This is a genomic window from Thermosynechococcus sp. QS41, from assembly GCF_031583515.1.
Lineage (GTDB): Bacteria > Cyanobacteriota > Cyanobacteriia > Thermosynechococcales > Thermosynechococcaceae > Thermosynechococcus.
The window spans coordinates 759,967-775,411 of sequence record NZ_CP134181.1 but is presented as its reverse complement, the minus strand read 5'-3'; the positions used below and the strand labels follow the sequence as shown (position 1 = coordinate 775,411).

At 54.9% G+C, this 15,445-nt stretch carries 12 protein-coding genes and 1 other RNA gene; 8 read left to right on the top strand and 5 right to left on the bottom strand.

The window, feature by feature from the left end:
- Positions 1–148 precede the first annotated feature (148 nt).
- Positions 149–2,587, top strand: a complete 2,439-nt coding sequence (locus RHJ80_RS03585; RefSeq protein WP_302678864.1) for a phosphoketolase — start codon at positions 149–151, stop codon at positions 2,585–2,587.
- Between the two features lie 38 nt (positions 2,588–2,625).
- Here RHJ80_RS03585 and hisF read toward each other — a convergent pair whose 3' ends face one another.
- Entirely contained in the window at positions 2,626–3,420 is a 795-nt protein-coding gene (gene hisF, locus RHJ80_RS03580; protein ID WP_149820833.1) for an imidazole glycerol phosphate synthase subunit HisF, read from the bottom strand.
- A 15-nt stretch (positions 3,421–3,435) separates the two neighbouring features.
- Positions 3,436–4,095 carry a hypothetical protein gene (locus RHJ80_RS03575; RefSeq protein WP_206201094.1) on the bottom strand — a complete coding sequence of 220 codons (660 nt, stop codon included), beginning with the start codon at positions 4,093–4,095 and terminating at the stop codon, positions 3,436–3,438.
- Positions 4,096–4,218: 123 nt separating this feature from the next.
- Between RHJ80_RS03575 and mrdA the strand changes: the two genes are divergently transcribed.
- The 3 genes from mrdA to RHJ80_RS03560 all read left to right on the top strand — a co-directional run bounded on the left by mrdA (position 4,219) and on the right by RHJ80_RS03560 (position 9,153).
- Positions 4,219–5,997 (top strand): penicillin-binding protein 2, encoded by a 1,779-nt coding sequence (gene mrdA, locus RHJ80_RS03570; protein WP_206201093.1) that lies wholly within the window; start codon positions 4,219–4,221, stop codon positions 5,995–5,997.
- Between the two features lie 77 nt (positions 5,998–6,074).
- Positions 6,075–7,034: a M23 family metallopeptidase gene (locus tag RHJ80_RS03565; protein WP_310743395.1), complete on the top strand. Its 960-nt coding sequence runs from the start codon at positions 6,075–6,077 to the stop codon at positions 7,032–7,034.
- Positions 7,035–7,044: 10 nt separating this feature from the next.
- Positions 7,045–9,153: a M3 family metallopeptidase gene (locus RHJ80_RS03560; RefSeq protein WP_310801476.1), complete on the top strand. Its 2,109-nt coding sequence runs from the start codon at positions 7,045–7,047 to the stop codon at positions 9,151–9,153.
- Positions 9,154–9,161: 8 nt separating this feature from the next.
- Here the strand turns inward: RHJ80_RS03560 and RHJ80_RS03555 are convergent, their stop codons facing one another.
- On the bottom strand, positions 9,162–9,374 hold the full coding sequence (locus RHJ80_RS03555) for a DUF2949 domain-containing protein (protein WP_302676801.1): 213 nt from the start codon (positions 9,372–9,374) through the stop codon (positions 9,162–9,164).
- 201 nt (positions 9,375–9,575) lie between these two features.
- On the opposite strand from RHJ80_RS03555, the gene RHJ80_RS03550 reads away from it, so the two are divergent.
- The 3 genes from RHJ80_RS03550 to ssrA all read left to right on the top strand — a co-directional run bounded on the left by RHJ80_RS03550 (position 9,576) and on the right by ssrA (position 12,611).
- A complete protein-coding gene (locus RHJ80_RS03550) occupies positions 9,576–10,385 on the top strand; it encodes a TPM domain-containing protein (protein WP_310801475.1) in 810 nt (269 codons plus the stop codon).
- An 85-nt stretch (positions 10,386–10,470) separates the two neighbouring features.
- A complete protein-coding gene (locus RHJ80_RS03545) occupies positions 10,471–12,171 on the top strand; it encodes a helicase HerA domain-containing protein (RefSeq protein WP_310801474.1) in 1,701 nt (566 codons plus the stop codon).
- A gap of 54 nt (positions 12,172–12,225) precedes the next feature.
- Positions 12,226–12,611: a transfer-messenger RNA gene (gene ssrA / locus RHJ80_RS03540) on the top strand.
- On the opposite strand, the gene RHJ80_RS03535 is transcribed toward ssrA, so the two are convergent.
- A complete protein-coding gene (locus RHJ80_RS03535; RefSeq protein WP_310801473.1) occupies positions 12,609–14,411 on the bottom strand; it encodes an N-acetylmuramoyl-L-alanine amidase in 1,803 nt (600 codons plus the stop codon). The genes ssrA and RHJ80_RS03535 overlap by 3 nt on opposite strands.
- 274 nt (positions 14,412–14,685) lie before the next feature.
- On the opposite strand from RHJ80_RS03535, the gene RHJ80_RS03530 reads away from it, so the two are divergent.
- A complete protein-coding gene (locus RHJ80_RS03530; protein WP_310800461.1) occupies positions 14,686–15,177 on the top strand; it encodes a metal-binding protein in 492 nt (163 codons plus the stop codon).
- Here RHJ80_RS03530 and RHJ80_RS03525 read toward each other — a convergent pair.
- Positions 15,174–15,419: a DUF6439 family protein gene (locus RHJ80_RS03525; RefSeq protein ID WP_149820848.1), complete on the bottom strand. Its 246-nt coding sequence runs from the start codon at positions 15,417–15,419 to the stop codon at positions 15,174–15,176. The genes RHJ80_RS03530 and RHJ80_RS03525 overlap by 4 nt on opposite strands.
- Positions 15,420–15,445: the final 26 nt, after the last annotated feature.

Here is a 15,445-nt window from a genome sequence, read left to right as displayed (position 1 = left end):
GGGCTGTAGGCTAAAGACGATAGTTTAGGATGTGTCCCGATTAGTAAGTAGGCAATTCGTGGATTTTTGATCAACGCCGTTAGCACTTTGATCTATATGATCTCGGTTGATTTTCTTGATACTCATGCTGACTTGACGAGGATACTGTATGGTTAGCTCTCCTCCCCGTCCCACCGAACTCACCGCTGATATTCATGCTTTTGGTTCTGCTCGCGCCACGATTCAAGGACAGCCCTTGAGTGATAGTGAAGTTGAGGCCATGGATGCCTTCTTCCGTGCCTGTAACTATCTGGCCGTGGGCATGATCTATTTGCTCGATAACCCCCTACTCAAGGAACCCCTCAAGCCTGAACACATCAAAAAACGCCTTCTTGGTCACTGGGGATCGAGTCCAGGTCTGTCCTTTTGCTACCTTCACCTCAATCGCATTATTAAAAAGTACCAACAGGAGGTGATTTTCCTAGCGGGTCCCGGTCATGGGGCACCGGGGGTTTTGGCACCTGTTTACCTTGAAGGCAGTTACACCGAGATTTACCACAACATTAGTGAGGATGCCCACGGCCTCAAAAAATTCTTCAAGCAGTTCTCCTTCCCCGGTGGCATTGGCAGCCACTGCACCCCAGAAACGCCCGGCTCGATACACGAAGGGGGAGAATTGGGCTATGTCCTCTCCCATGCCTGTGGTGCTGCCTTTGACAATCCTGATTTAATTGTGGCGGCAGTGGTTGGCGATGGGGAAGCAGAAACGGGGCCTTTGGCCACCTCATGGCACATCAATAAATTCCTCAACCCGGCGCGCGATGGGGCAGTCTTGCCGATTCTCAACTTGAATGGCTACAAGATTAACAATCCGACGATTCTGGCACGGATTCCCCATCAAGATTTGGAAAACTTCTTCCGCGGTTTAGGGTATGAACCCTGCTTTGTGGAAGGTTCCGATCGCCCCTCAATGCACCAAGCAATGGCCGCCACCCTCGATTACTGCGTGACTAAAATTAAGGAGATTCAACGGGCGGCTCGGCAAGAGGGCGTTACCACCTTACCCCGTTGGCCGATGATTGTGCTGCGTACCCCCAAAGGTTGGACAGGCCCCGCGGAAGTGAATGGCCACAAAGTGGAAGGCTTCTGGCGAGCACACCAAGTGCCCATGGCCGATGTCCACACCAACCCTGAAAACCTTAAGCTCCTTGAAAATTGGCTGCGCAGCTACCGCCCCGAAGAACTCTTTGATGAGAATGGCACATTTCGTCCTGAACTCAAAGCCTTGGCGCCAACCGGCAACTACCGTATGGGCATGAATCCCCACGCCAATGGTGGGCTATTGCGCAAGGATTTGAAAATGCCCGACTTTCGGCAGTACGGCATTACGTTTGAGAAACCCGCCCAAATTGAGGTGGAAAATACCCGTCCCCTTGGAGTCTTCCTGCGGGATGTGATGCGCAATAACATGACCAATTTCCGTGTCTTTGGTCCCGATGAAAATACCTCGAATAAGCTCAATGCCATTTACGAGGTCAGCAAGAAATTCTGGATTGCGGAATACTTTGAGGAGGACGCCGATGGCGGTGAATTGTCCCCTAATGGTCGCGTCATTGAAATGCTCAGCGAGCACACCATGGAGGGGATGCTGGAGGGCTATCTGCTGACGGGTCGCCATGGGTTCTTCTCCACCTATGAGTCCTTTGTCCATGTCATTGACTCGATGTTTAACCAACATGCCAAATGGTTGAGCATCTGCAATGAACTCTCGTGGCGGGCGGATGTGGCCTCGTTGAACCTGCTGATTACGTCCACGGTGTGGCGGCAGGATCACAATGGCTTCACCCACCAGGATCCGGGATTTTTGGATATTGTCTGCAACAAGAGTGCGAAGGTTACGCGCATTTACTTACCGCCTGATGTCAACTCACTGCTGTCGGTGGCGGATCACTGCCTGCGCAGCAAAAACTATGTGAATGTGATTGTCTCCGACAAGCAGTTGCACTTGCAGTACTTGACGATGGATCAGGCGATTATCCACTGCACGAAGGGGCTAGGCATTTGGGATTGGGCCAGCAATGATCAAGGCTGTGAACCCGATCTGGTGATGGCCAGTGCCGGGGACATTCCCACCCAAGAGGCGTTGGCGGCGATCGCCCTCCTGCGGCAGGAGTTTCCAGAGCTGAAGATTCGCTATATCAATGTGGTGGATCTCTTTAAGCTGCAACCGGAAACCGAACACCCCCACGGCCTGAGCGATCGCGACTTTGATAGTCTCTTTACCCTCGATCGCCCGATTATCTTTAACTTCCATGGTTATCCGTGGTTGATCCACCGTCTCACGTACCGCCGTCACAATCACCGTAATTTGCACGTGCGCGGCTACAAAGAAAAGGGCAACATCAACACCCCCCTTGAGTTGGCCATCAATAATGAGATTGATCGCTTTAGTCTTGCCATTGATGCCATTGATCGCCTCCCCGGTCTTCAAGTGGCGGGTGCCCATGCCAAGGAGAAATTCCGCAACATGCAAATTGAAGCCCGCAACTACGCCTACGAGTACGGTGTGGACAAGCCGGAGTTTAGCCACTGGACTTGGCCATTTTAGCTTGATCCTCTAGGTTGATGCTCTGCCCCTCTCTTCGCTTATCGGCAAGGGAGGGGTTCTTCTTGGCGCACGGGCACTTGGTGCTGATGGAGATAGTCCTTGATCTGGGCGATCGTCAGTTGGCCATAGTGTAGGAGCGAAGCCAACAGTGCCGCCTCTGCTTTCCCTTCCACAAGAGCCGCGCGAATATGCTCACAGGTACCCGCCCCCCCAGAGGCAATCACAGGAATCTCCACCCGCTCAGCGATCGCCCGCGTCAATTCGAGGTCGTAGCCCGCCTGTGTCCCATCGGCATCCATACTGGTCACCAGCAGTTCGCCCGCACCCCGTTTAGCCATTTCCACCGCCCATTCAATCGCATCTAGCCCCGTAGCTTCCCGTCCGCCGCGCACATAGACTTGCCAACGGGGGTTTTTAGGATCCCAATGGGGTTCGCGCCGCGCATCAATGGCGACAACAATACATTGGGCACCAAAGCGATCGCTGGCCTGATTCACGAGATCGGGTTGCCGCACTGCCGCTGAATTCAGGCTGACTTTATCTGCCCCGGCGCGCAACAGGTCTTTGATCATGGTCAGAGACTGAATCCCACCCCCCACCGTCAGGGGAATAAACACCTGATCTGCGGTGCGATAGACGACATCAATAATAATGTTCCGCTCTTCATGGGTGGCTGTGATATCGAGAAACACCAGTTCATCCGCACCCGCTGCATTATAGGCTTGGGCGAGTTCAACCGGATCGCCGGCATCGCGCAGGTTGACAAAGTTCACGCCCTTGACGACGCGACCCGCCTTCACATCCAGACAGGGCAAAATTCGTTTGGCAAGCATTTAGCCTCCTTGGGACTACTGCACAGTGACACGGCGACCCCCGCCACTGACAAAGATAATGGCGCGACCCTCCGCCATCGGTTCCCAACCGACATCAAAGCCACTGCGCCAAGCCACCGCACGGGCTGCCCGGAAACAATCAAAGCTATCGGGACGCACAAAAAAGACAAGGGAATAGCGGCTGGGGGAGAGGCGATCAATGGTACGCCGAAAGTTGGACGCGGGTTTTTCCAGCGTGCTAAAGGATTCGCCACCGCTGCGATCGCGGGGTTCAAAAAGGGTTTGCAAAATTGGTTGCCCTTGGCTGTGCACCAGACTCAGGCGCACATCGTAGTAGCGGGTACGGTGGCGAAAGGACTCTAGTTGTTGCTGAATTTGGCGGGGATCTGCAAAGGGATTTTCTGTAATGCGCCGCAGATGGCGATCGATGGCCTCACTGGCTTGATCCTCCTCAAGGGGCAGGGCACGATTTTCACGACACTCAAAGAAATACACCTGCTTGCGGGTTTCGCGGGCGATGGGCGTGCGCACAAGAGCAGGAGACACCGCTGCCGTCAAGCTAGCAAAGAGGCAGACAAAGATCATCACCCCCACGGTATTGGTGAGGACATCGAGGAACGAGTCCAGATTTTGACTGGGGGCTTGGACTTGGGGACGGCAGCGCGATCGCTTCATGAAGCGGCAGTACAGAGACTTCTTCTAGGGTATCGGAATTCTTGACCTCTGGTCTTAGCGCATCTGATAGAGTGGCAATACAGTGGCAATTAGCATAGATCACTCATCAACTCCTCGCAACTTATGGCAATGCTAAAAACGCGCCCCCCTCGTCCCCTCACCTACCAAGCCTACGATCGTGTGGTTGGCAAACAGGGGCGGGTCTTGGTATTGCTCTCGATCATGACCGTATTTTTGCTGGGGGGCATTGGGAGTCGCTTGGCCTACCTGCAAATTGTCGAGGGCGATCGCAACCGCCAGATGGCCGATGAAAACCGTATTCGCCTGATTCCCAAACCGCCGGAGCGAGGGAAGATTTTGGATCGCAAAGGGCGGATCCTCGCGGGAAATAAGTTCTCCTACTCGGTATTTCTCTGGCCCCTTGCGGCGAAAAAGCCCGAATGGCCGCAGACGGTGAACATTCTCTCGCGGGTGCTCAATATCCCTGCCAGTGAGATCGAAGCGCGAGTCAAGCAAGCAGGGGTGAATTCTCCTTCGTTGATTCGCATTGCCCAAGGGATTAGCCAAGCCCAAATCATTGCCCTTGAAGAACACCGCAATTTCTTGACAGGGGTGGAAATTGACCGCGAAGCCCTGCGCTTTTACCCCCATGGCGAAACGGCGGCTCACATCATTGGCTACATCGGCGAACTGAATGAGGAGGAACTAGCGGCTCGTCGAGATCAGGGCTACCGCCTTGGCGATGTCATGGGCAAAATGGGTGTCGAAGCCACCTACGAAAACGTATTGCGGGGGACATGGGGTGGTCAGCAGGTGGAGGTGGATGGTCAAGGCAAAGTGATCCGCATTCTAGGCCAAAAGGTGGCTCGACCGGGGAATGACATCACGCTGTCAGTGGATTTGGACTTGCAAAAAGCGGCGGAAGCAGCCCTAGGGAGTCGGCCGGGGGCGATCGTGGCCATGGATCCCCGTGATGGAGCGATTCTGGCTCTGGCCAGTTACCCTGCCTTTGATCCCAATTGGTTTGCCCGCCGCATGACCCAAGCCCAGTGGGAGGAGCTGCAACGGCGGCAGTTTCCCTTTGTCAACCGTGCCCTTCAGGGGTTTCCTCCCGCGAGTACCTTCAAAATCGTGACAACGGTGGCCGGCTTGGAGTCAGGGAAGTTTAGCCCCGATACCGTACTGATGACCTATCCTGCCCTCTACACAGGGGGCTTTGCCTTCCACGATTGGAACCGGGCGGGCTTTGGCCCTCTGGGCTTTGCCGGTGCCATGGCATGGAGTAGTAACACCTTTTTTGGTCAAGTGGCGCGCCGCATTGGACCTGAAACCCTGATTCATTGGGCGCATCGCTTTGGAATGGGGTCTAAAACCGGCATTGACTTACCCGGTGAAGCTCCCGGATTTGTGCCAACCCCCCAGTGGAAGCAAGAAACCTTTGGCGAGGGGTGGTACGACGGCGATTCCTTGATTACCGCCATTGGTCAAGGGGCCTTGCAGGTGAGTCCGCTTCAAGCCGCGGTCATGTTTGCAGTGCCTGCCAATGGGGGCTATAAAGTGCGGCCACACCTGATTGCTTCCGACAATCCCCATCGCTGGCGGCAATCATTGAACCTAAAGCCCTCTACCATTCAAGTGCTGCGCCAAGGGTTACGGCAGGTGGTGACCAGTGGTACAGGGGCTGCCCTAAATGTTCCTGAGGTGGCGATCGCCGGCAAAAGTGGTACCGGGGAAGACCCACCTCGCCCTAACCACACTTGGTTTGGTGCCTATGCCCCTGCAGACAAACCGGAAATTGTGGTCGTTGCCTTTGCCGAAAACTCTGGTGGTGGGGGTGGGTCTGTGGCAGGTCCGATGGTGCTCAAAGTGATTCAGACCTATATGAAAATTCGCGATCGCTAGCCCCTTGCGGCCAAGCAGATTGTCATTCCCCAAGGTTGCGCCTAGAATTTGAAGGAATGCGTGTGATGGGGTGAACCATGATCGAGCAGCGCGTCCTTGCCCTTGGGCTGACAATAGGTCTCTTGACAACCGCCTTGGGGACTCGCCAGAGTGTTGCTGAAACGATTCCTGCTGAACCAGAAGCGGCTGCACCGATCCTTGTCAATCCTGTTCAACCGGTGGACAGTGAGCCTCTTGTTTTTTCCACAGAACCCGTGGATCCGCCCCCTAGCAGTGAACCCCTCGAAAACCTTAAGCCCGCCCGCTCCATCCCCGTGGTGATCCAAGAGCGCTCCACAGGCTGTCAAGCGATCGTTAGCGAGGGCGTTCCCCCCAACATTTGCCAAGCCCAAGGTGCTCCACAACCCCTAGTGACCCCCACGGCTACATCACCTTCTGCTCCAGCTTCTCATCGCCCCTTGGTGGCTGCAAACCCAAGAAATTTTGTGCCATCTGCCCAAACGGCTGCACCGACCTATGTACGCCAGCCCTTTCCGGGACCGAATCCCTTGCGTTGGCTAAAGGTCAACAATGGCCAAATGCTCTTTCCCTTGCCGTTTCCGGTGCCCATTACCTCAACTTTTGGCTGGCGCATCCATCCCATTTTTGGCGATCGCCGCTTCCATTCGGGAACGGATTTGGGCGCCCCTGAAGGCACACCCGTGTTGGCGGTTTTTGATGGTCGCGTGGTTGAGTCCAACTGGCTAGGGGGCTATGGCCTCACCGTCATTTTGCAACACCCGCCAGAGCAGCACCAAACCCTCTATGCCCACCTCTCACAGCGCTTTGTCAATCCCGGTCAATGGGTGAAGCAGGGGGATGTCATTGGCCTCGTGGGTAGTACGGGCAACTCCACTGGTCCGCACCTGCATTTTGAGATCCATGAGATGACGGCTCAGGGGTTGATTCCTGTTGCCCCCGAAGCGCGGTTAGAATTGGCCTTAGCACAGTTAAAGCAGGCGATCGCCCAAGCGCGTCAGCAATCGAATCGCAGTTAGTAGGATACCGATGGTTATTGCGACTTCCCCTCACACCGATAATCCCCTCTTGCGGGGCGATGGTTTTCCCCCCTTTGATCAGATTGAGGTGAGCCATGTTGAGCCAGCCGTGCGCCAACTCTTGCAGGAACTCACCCAAGAATTAGAGACCCTCGAGCAATCCTTCACGCCCACGTGGGAAGGGCTAGTGGAACCCCTCGAACGTTTGAGCGATCGCCTCGGTTGGACATGGGGCATTGTCAGTCATCTCACCGGCGTCAAAAATAGTCCCGAATTGCGTCAAGCCTACGAAGCCGTTCAACCCCAAGTAGTGGAGTTTTACACCCGTTTGGGTCAATCGCGCCCCCTCTATGAAGGCTTTAAGGCACTGGCTGCCAGTCCAGACTTTCAGAGCTATCCCCCTGCGCGCAAACGCATTGTTGAGGCCGCCATTCGCAACGCCGAACACAGTGGCGTCAGTTTGACAGGAGCCGCCAAAGAGCGCTTCAACACCATTCAACTGGAATTGGCGGAGCTATCTACCCAGTTTTCCAACAATCTTTTGGATGCCACCAAGGCCTTTCGCCTCAAGCTCACCCAACCCGATGAAGTGGCTGGACTTCCCCCTAGCTTGCTGGCACTGGCTGCCCAAACCGCTCGCCAAGATGGCATTGAGACCGCCACCCCCGAAACAGGGCCATGGCACATTACCCTCGACTTCCCCAGCTTTGGCCCCTTTATGCAGCACAGCCAACGGCGGGATTTGCGGGAGCAGGTCTATCGCGCCTACATTTCCCGTGCCAGCAGTGGGGAGTGGGATAACCGTCCCATTCTTGAGCGCATCCTTGCCCTGCGGGTCGAAGAGGCACAGCTTTTGGGATTCAACACCTATGCTGAACTCAGCCTTGCCAGCAAAATGGCCGATAGTGTGGCCAGTGTGGAAAAGCTCCTTGAGGAACTGCGGCAAGTCAGCTATCGTGCGGCGGCGCAAGAACTGGAAGAACTGAAAGCCTTTGCTGCTGCCCAAGGGGCACCTGAAGCCACCAATCTGCAGCACTGGGATATTCCCTATTGGGCTGAACGGCAGCGGGAGGCGCTCTTTGACTTCAATGATGAGGAACTGCGTCCCTATTTTCCTTTGCCCCAAGTGCTGGAGGGCTTATTTGGGCTAGTGAAGCGACTGTTTGGGGTGACGGTGGTGCCTGCGGAGGGTCAAGTACCCGTTTGGCATCCTGATGTGCGCTTTTTTGCCATCCTCGATGAAAATCATCTGACGATCGCCCACTTTTATCTTGACCCCTACAGCCGTCCTGCCGAAAAACGCGGTGGGGCATGGATGGACGATTGCCTTGGCCGTGCCAAATATCGCATTCAGGGGGAATGGCGCACCCGCTTACCCGTGGCCTACTTGGTGTGCAATCAAACCCCCCCAGTGGATGGTAAGCCCAGCCTGATGACCTTTAGCGAAGTGGAAACCCTCTTCCATGAGTTTGGGCATGGTTTGCACCACATGCTGACGCAGGTGGATGAAGCGGGGGCAGCGGGCATCAACAATGTGGAGTGGGATGCCGTCGAACTTCCCAGTCAATTTATGGAAAATTGGTGCTACCATCGGCCGACACTCTTTGGCATGGCACGCCACTATGAAACGGGGGAACCGCTGCCAGAACACTACTATGAAAAACTGGTTGCCGCCCGCACCTATCGCGCAGGCAGTGCTCTATTGCGGCAGTTGCACTTTAGTTTGTTAGATTTAGAACTGCACCATCGCTATCAACCGGGGCAAGGAGAAACCCCCCAACAAGTGCGCGATCGCCTAGCGCAGACCACAACAATCTTGCCCCCCCTGCCAGAAGATGCCTTTCTCTGTAGCTTTAGCCACATTTTTGCCGGGGGGTATGCTGCGGGTTACTACAGCTATTTGTGGGCAGAAGTTCTCAGTGCCGATGCCTTTGCCGCCTTTGAGGAAGCAGGCCTAGACAACGAGCAAGCCATTGCTGAAATGGGACGACGCTATCGCGAAACCGTGCTTGCCCTTGGCGGCAGCCAACCCCCGATGGAGATCTTCAAAGCCTTCCGCGGCCGTGAACCGATCACTGAGCCTCTCCTACGGCACCGAGGATTGTTGTCGAATACTTAGTTTGCCACTTACGGAGCCTTTGGCAGGCGATCGCCCCGCGTTTGATCCAGCCACTCAAAAATCCGATCCAACTGCTCCAAGGTAATGAAGCCATACTGCCAAAGAATAATCGGCAACGATCCCCGTTGCTGTTGCCATTGCCGCACCGCCATTGCAATGCTCTCTGGTGGCAGTGCCAGTTCCTGTTCGAGATAGTGCAGTAGCTGAGAAGAGTAGGGCATCGTAGGTGAGGAGTGGCTGATGAAACAGGGATATAAGGTTTAGGTATTTAGACTTGCAGTATAGCAATGGGATTCTCAGGATAGGGTGAGTTTAACAAAAGCTGCATATTGTCTGAGAAGACGGCAGCGCTGATTGCAATGTTTCGCAGCATACCCTTAAGATAATTAAAAAAGATGCCCTATTTGTAAATTTTTATTACGATGCTTCAGCAATTGCGGCGCTTGTTTTACCAAGTTGGTTTAGGGATGGTGCTGGTTAGCCTCTGCTGGTTGGGGGCGATCGCCCCTGCCCACAGCTTCAACAATCCAGAGTTGTTGCCCGCGGAGCCAACCAATGTCGTTGACTTAGCGCAGATTCTGACACCCGTTCAAAAGGAACGGCTTGACAGCGAACTGGCAGAGTTTGAAGCCCAGACCGGCTGGAAATTGCGGGTTCTCACCCAGTACGATCGCACCCCCGGCCTCGCAGTGCGGGATTTTTGGGACTTAGACGATCGCAGTATTCTGCTGGTGGCCGATACGCGCGGTGGCAATCTTTTGAACTTCAATGTTGGCGACACCGCCTACCGCGTCCTCCAGCGCACCTTTTGGGTTGAATTGCAAACCCGCTTTGGCAATCAGTACTTTGTCCGAGACAACGGCGAAGACCAAGCGATCCTGCAATCTCTCCAAGCCATTGAAACCTGCCTTGCCCAAGGGGGCTGCCGCGCTGTCCCAGGATTACCTCAAGAGCAATGGATTCTCACCCTTGCCACCTCCATCTTTGGCGGCATCATTTTGGGCTTTGTGGCGCGTCCCCGCCGTGCGGATCAAAAAGTGGCTTGGACGTGGATTCTTCTTTTTTCACCGCTGTGGGGCATGCTTTTCTTTGCCTTTGGTTTAGGGCCAGTGGTGGTGCGCACCCAAGAATGGCTACCCGTTCTGCGCAATGTGGCTGGTTTTGCCCTTGGTGCCATTGTTGCCTTTTTAATTCCTGCCCCCAGTGAGCCGCCGCCAGTGCTTGAGGAATAGGCACCTTGCAGACCCTTGATCAGAAAATCGCGTAGGATTGGGGTTAACTACACTACACCCTTGGTTGGGGAACCCGTCCTGTGCTATGAATAGTCATCATTCCTCGCGTCACATTGTCGGCATTGTCAAAGGCCCCGGTGATAGCGGTAGCGAGTATGTTTTTATTACTGCCGATGCACAGCCAGTGCGCATTGGTGAATTTGTCTATTATGAGTTGAGCCATTCCCCAAGTGTGGCCTCAAACTCCTATGCTGCTGCGGTTCACCAAGTCTTGGGCAAGATTACTGGCTGCCGTCTGATTGAGCATCTACCGGATCGGATGTTTGCTGATCACGAACTGAATCCCGGTGCGGTGGCTGCCCTGATTGGTTTTACCTGTGAACCGGCGGAACTCTACGAAATGACCGTAGAAGTGATGGGGGAATTTCATGAGGTCTTTGGCTTTAATAATTTGCGGCGGCTTCCCCTGCCCGGTGCCAAGGTCTATTTGGCTGACGACGCGCTGTTGCGGCATGTCCTCAATAAGAAAAAGCCAGAGGAGGTGGGGGCTGCCCATATCGGTTCACTGTTGTTGCGGCAGGAGGGTGCTGTGCCCATTGCCCTCGATGTTAAGGAACTGGTGAGTACGCATGTGGCCATCCTTGCCGGGACAGGTTCCGGGAAATCCTATACCGCAGGGGTTTTGGTGGAGGAATTGCTTTTACCGAAAAATCGCGCCGCAGTGCTGATCCTCGACCCCCATGGTGAATACCACACGCTGGCGCAGCTGAGGGGACACCCCGCTTTTCAAGGGGCGGATGGCTATCAACCTCAGGTGAAAATTATTACGCCCCAAGAGGTCAAAATTCGTGTTTCTTCCCTAGAGTTTCACGATATTCTGACGCTGCTCCCCCCGATGAGCGATCGCCAGCAGGCCATTCTCAAAAAAGCCCACGATGCAGTACGCCGCCTCTATCCCAATGGCCATTGGAGTACGCGGGACTTAATTACCGAAGTCTATGCTGTGGATCGCGTTGAGGATGAAGAGGGCAATGTCAAGCAGGGCTCCTCTGCCGATGCCTTGGCTTGGAAGCTAGAAAAAATGCAGCGCTCTGACTATTTCCATGCCAATGAGCATTTGCCCCCTTGCGAGTTGTTTGCCCCCGGCCAAGTCACCATCCTGCAAATGAATGAGATTCCCCTTGAGGAGCAGCAGGTGATTGCCACGGCAATTTTGCGCCAAACCAACCATGCCCGCATGAATACCCAAAAAGACCGCGTCTTTGAGGGGGATGAGCAGTACCTCCCCTACCCGGTGTTTATCTTAATTGAGGAGGCACACCGCTTTGCCCCTGCCCATGAACCTTCCCAATGTAAGCAGGTGCTGCGGACAATCCTCAGTGAGGGTCGTAAATTTGGCCTTGGGGTAGGACTGATTACTCAGCGTCCCGGCAAACTGGATAGCGATGTGCTCTCCCAGTGTATGAGCCAGTTTATTCTGCGGATTGTCAACCCTGTCGATCAAGAGAGCCTCAAACATGGGGTGGAGGCCGCTGGCCGAGATTTGCTCAAAGAACTGCCTGCCCTCAGCAAGGGGCAAGTGATTATTGCCGGTGCCTGTGTGAATACGCCTGTCCTCTGTCGGGTGCGGCAACGCTTAACAACTCATGGGGGTGACACGCTGGATGCCCCTGCCCTGTGGCAAAAGTATTTTGCCCAACACAAACAGTTGGATCGCATGGTAGCGATGGCAGGCCCGGCACCCCGTCCTAAACCGCGAACCATTGGCCGGCGATCGCTTGAATAATTAGCCGTTGTCAACTCCAAAAAAATGCGCTAGCTTAGGAGTAGCTCTACACAAGGGGCTGAAACGGCTTCGACGTCCTAGTGAAAGTTGGGCTGTGATGCAGGTCGAGAGTGGGCTATCTCTCGTTAATCCAGAGTCCAAACCAAAAGTAACTGCGAACAACATCGTTCCTTTCGCTCGTAAAGCTGCTGCGGTAGCCTAAGACCTCTAAACAGGTTCGAGCACTCGTTGTCCGACTCCGTTAAGGGCAGCGGGTTAACCCCAACGGATGCGCTAGGCAGTTCTCTCTGGTGGGCTGTTTAGCAAAGACTCTACCAGAGCATCCTACTGTTCGGGATAAGGAACAGTTCCCGCCTGAGGGTCAGAAAGGCTAAACCTGTGAAGGAGCAGTCGATGAATAGCTAGGGCGGACACGGGTTCGACTCCCGTCAGCTCCATCATCTTCCATTCAAAAAGTTCAAAATGCCTTGGGCGATCGCCCGTGCCATCTGCGTCCGCCATGCAGGATTCTTGAAGTTTGCGGCATCCTCTGCGCCCGTGACAAACCCTGTCTCGACAAGGGCAGAATCCATTGACGTATTGCGAATCACATAGAATCGTGCCGCCCTCACCCCGCGATCGCGAATGTTCAAGGAATTGAGAATACTATTGTGAATGGCAGATGCCAAACGACTGGAGCGTCCGGGGGCAAAGTAGGTTTCTAAACCATTGACATCGGGGCGAGCCAGACTAATAGCATTGGCGTGAATACTCACAAAGGCATTTGCCCGTGCCCGTTCCGCAATGGCGACCCGAGGAGCCAAGTCTAAGTCAATGTCTGTGGTGCGGGTCATAATCACCTGCACACCTTGCTGCTGCAAAAATTGGGAAACTTGCAGGCTGATATCGAGAACAATATCCTTTTCACGAATGCCGCCAATACCAATGGCACCGGGATCGCGTCCGCCATGTCCGGGATCAATGACCACCACAAACCGGCCGCGGGGGACGGGCTGATTGGGGGGCTGAGGGGTTGCTGTGGGGGGAACATCAATTGGGGTGGGCGTACTGCTCGGAGGGTCATTTGCTCCCTGAATTTGCACCACAAACGCTTCAGCTGACAGGGGGCGAGGTCCAAGGATACGAAAGTTGGGCGCTGGGGTGAGCAGAATCGAGACGGTTTGATTATCCTCTTGGCGAAATTCAATATTGCTGAGGGGACTACCGGTAACTAGGCGGGGTTCGCGCAGATTACTGTCCAACTGTGCTTGCCGTAGGCGAATGCGATAGCGATTGCCTTCCCAGCCCACGTTATAGAAAACGGTGCGATCGCCCTGAATCAGCAACTCTCGTCCCCCCAAGTCAACGCGCTGAATCGTTGTGACAGGAGTTTGCGCACTGGCCGCAGGAATCACACTAGGGCGTTGGGACGGTGGCGGAGGTGGGGGTGTAATGGCCGTGGTTGAAGGCACAATCAAAAAGCCATCATAACGGGGCGTCACTTGCCAATCGGCATCTTGAGGGTCAATGTCGAGGGTAATTTGGACTTGGCGATTGCTCTGAGTCCGTACCTCTGCCCGGACACGATCCCGACCAAAGCGGCGCAGTTCCAAGCGCCGAGGACTAAAGTTGCGAATCAATTCACTATTGCTGAGGAGAATTTCAATGCGATCCCGACGGGGGCGGCGCAGGGTGTAACTGCCTTCGGGTAAGGGGCGATCGGCTAGCACTAGAAAACCTGTGGCATCTGCTCGCCAACTTCGCACTTGCAGCGGCCCTGTGGGCGTTACGGGAGGAGCAGAAGGAGGAGACGGTGGGGGTGGCGGCGGTAGCGAAACTGTTTGCTGCTGGGGGGTGGGCAGTTGCACCAACCAGTTATTAGCCGTGACTCCCCGAAAGCGCACCTGCTGCGGATCAATTGTAAAACCGTCCGCATATTCCACCACAATCCGCGTCGTTTGGGGGTCAAACTGAGCAACCCGCACTTGGCGAATGGCACCACTGTAGTTTTGACTGATCTGGGGGCTACCGAGAACGACACCCGGCAAGTCAATGACAAGGCGGGTCGGGTTATAGACCAACTCAGCACGGGGCTGAACAGCACGCTCCGTGCGAATTTCCAGTTGATTGGTGGCAGGGTTAAGTCGCCACAATTGTAGACGGCTGGCTGAAGCAGGCTGAGCCATGACCAGTGCAGCGGCAGGTGCCCATAGCAAACTCACTACAGCTCGAAATTGCCAAGAACGCCACGGTTGATCCATTCACGCTTCCTCCACCAGCGATGCACAATACCCTGCCAAGTTGGCTAGCCAAGCCGCTCGCTCAAACGTGCTCAGCATACTTGATCGGGGACAGGTATGTGAACTGGCACACCCTGCGATTTAGTTTTGCGCGATCGCCCTTCATCAGATTCAAATTTCAGCCGAGTTGCTTCAAGCTCACTTAGACGCCCACCGCACTCAATAAGTTCGCCGATTGCATGATCTAGCCCGTTTTGCCGTAGCTTTGCCCTAGGAAATATCTGCGGAATCCTCAATGCCCAGTGGCCGTACCCACGATCGCCTGACTTGGATCGGCATGCCCCTTGTGGGCTTCACCGCCAGTGCCCTCACCCGTGACTGGATCTGGGGGGCAATTGCCAGCAGTAGCTTTGGTATTGGCGGCTTTCTCCTCAGTCCAGACCTCGATACCCCCTCTTTACCCTACTACCGTTGGGGCTGGCTGCGGGCAATATGGCTACCCTACCAAAAAGCCTTTCACCATCGTTCCTTTTGGACCCATGGCCCAGTGGTGGGCACGGTGATTCGGTTGCTCTATCTCAGCTTTTGGTTGGGGTTAGGACTGGGTCTGGTGGCCGGGGTCGCCGCATTCACAGGCCACCTTTCCCTTGTGCAGGAATGGCTACATCGTTGGCAGGGAATTGACTGGCGCTGGGGAGTTGCGATCGCCCTTGGCCTAGAGCTATCGGCACTGCTTCATGTCACAAGCGATCTGGTGGTTTCTCGGTGGCGACGCTGGCACCGCTAATGGTGGTGCGTAGGGCAAGGCGGCGCACTAATGGAGCGATCGAGCCAACCCACTGCCTGTTGGAGATGCGCCAGTGCCTCAGCATCATTTTCCTTGAGGAGATAGACCAGAGCAGCAGCCGCCTGTTCGAGGGCGCGGGCACGGCGATTTCCCTTGAGGCGATGCCAATCTTGGGGAGCAATCCTAACCGCATCAAGGAGGGCAGTGGCTAGTTCTTCTGCACGGGGGGTCGTTTGCACCATGACTTAAACTTGATCTAAAGGGAGAA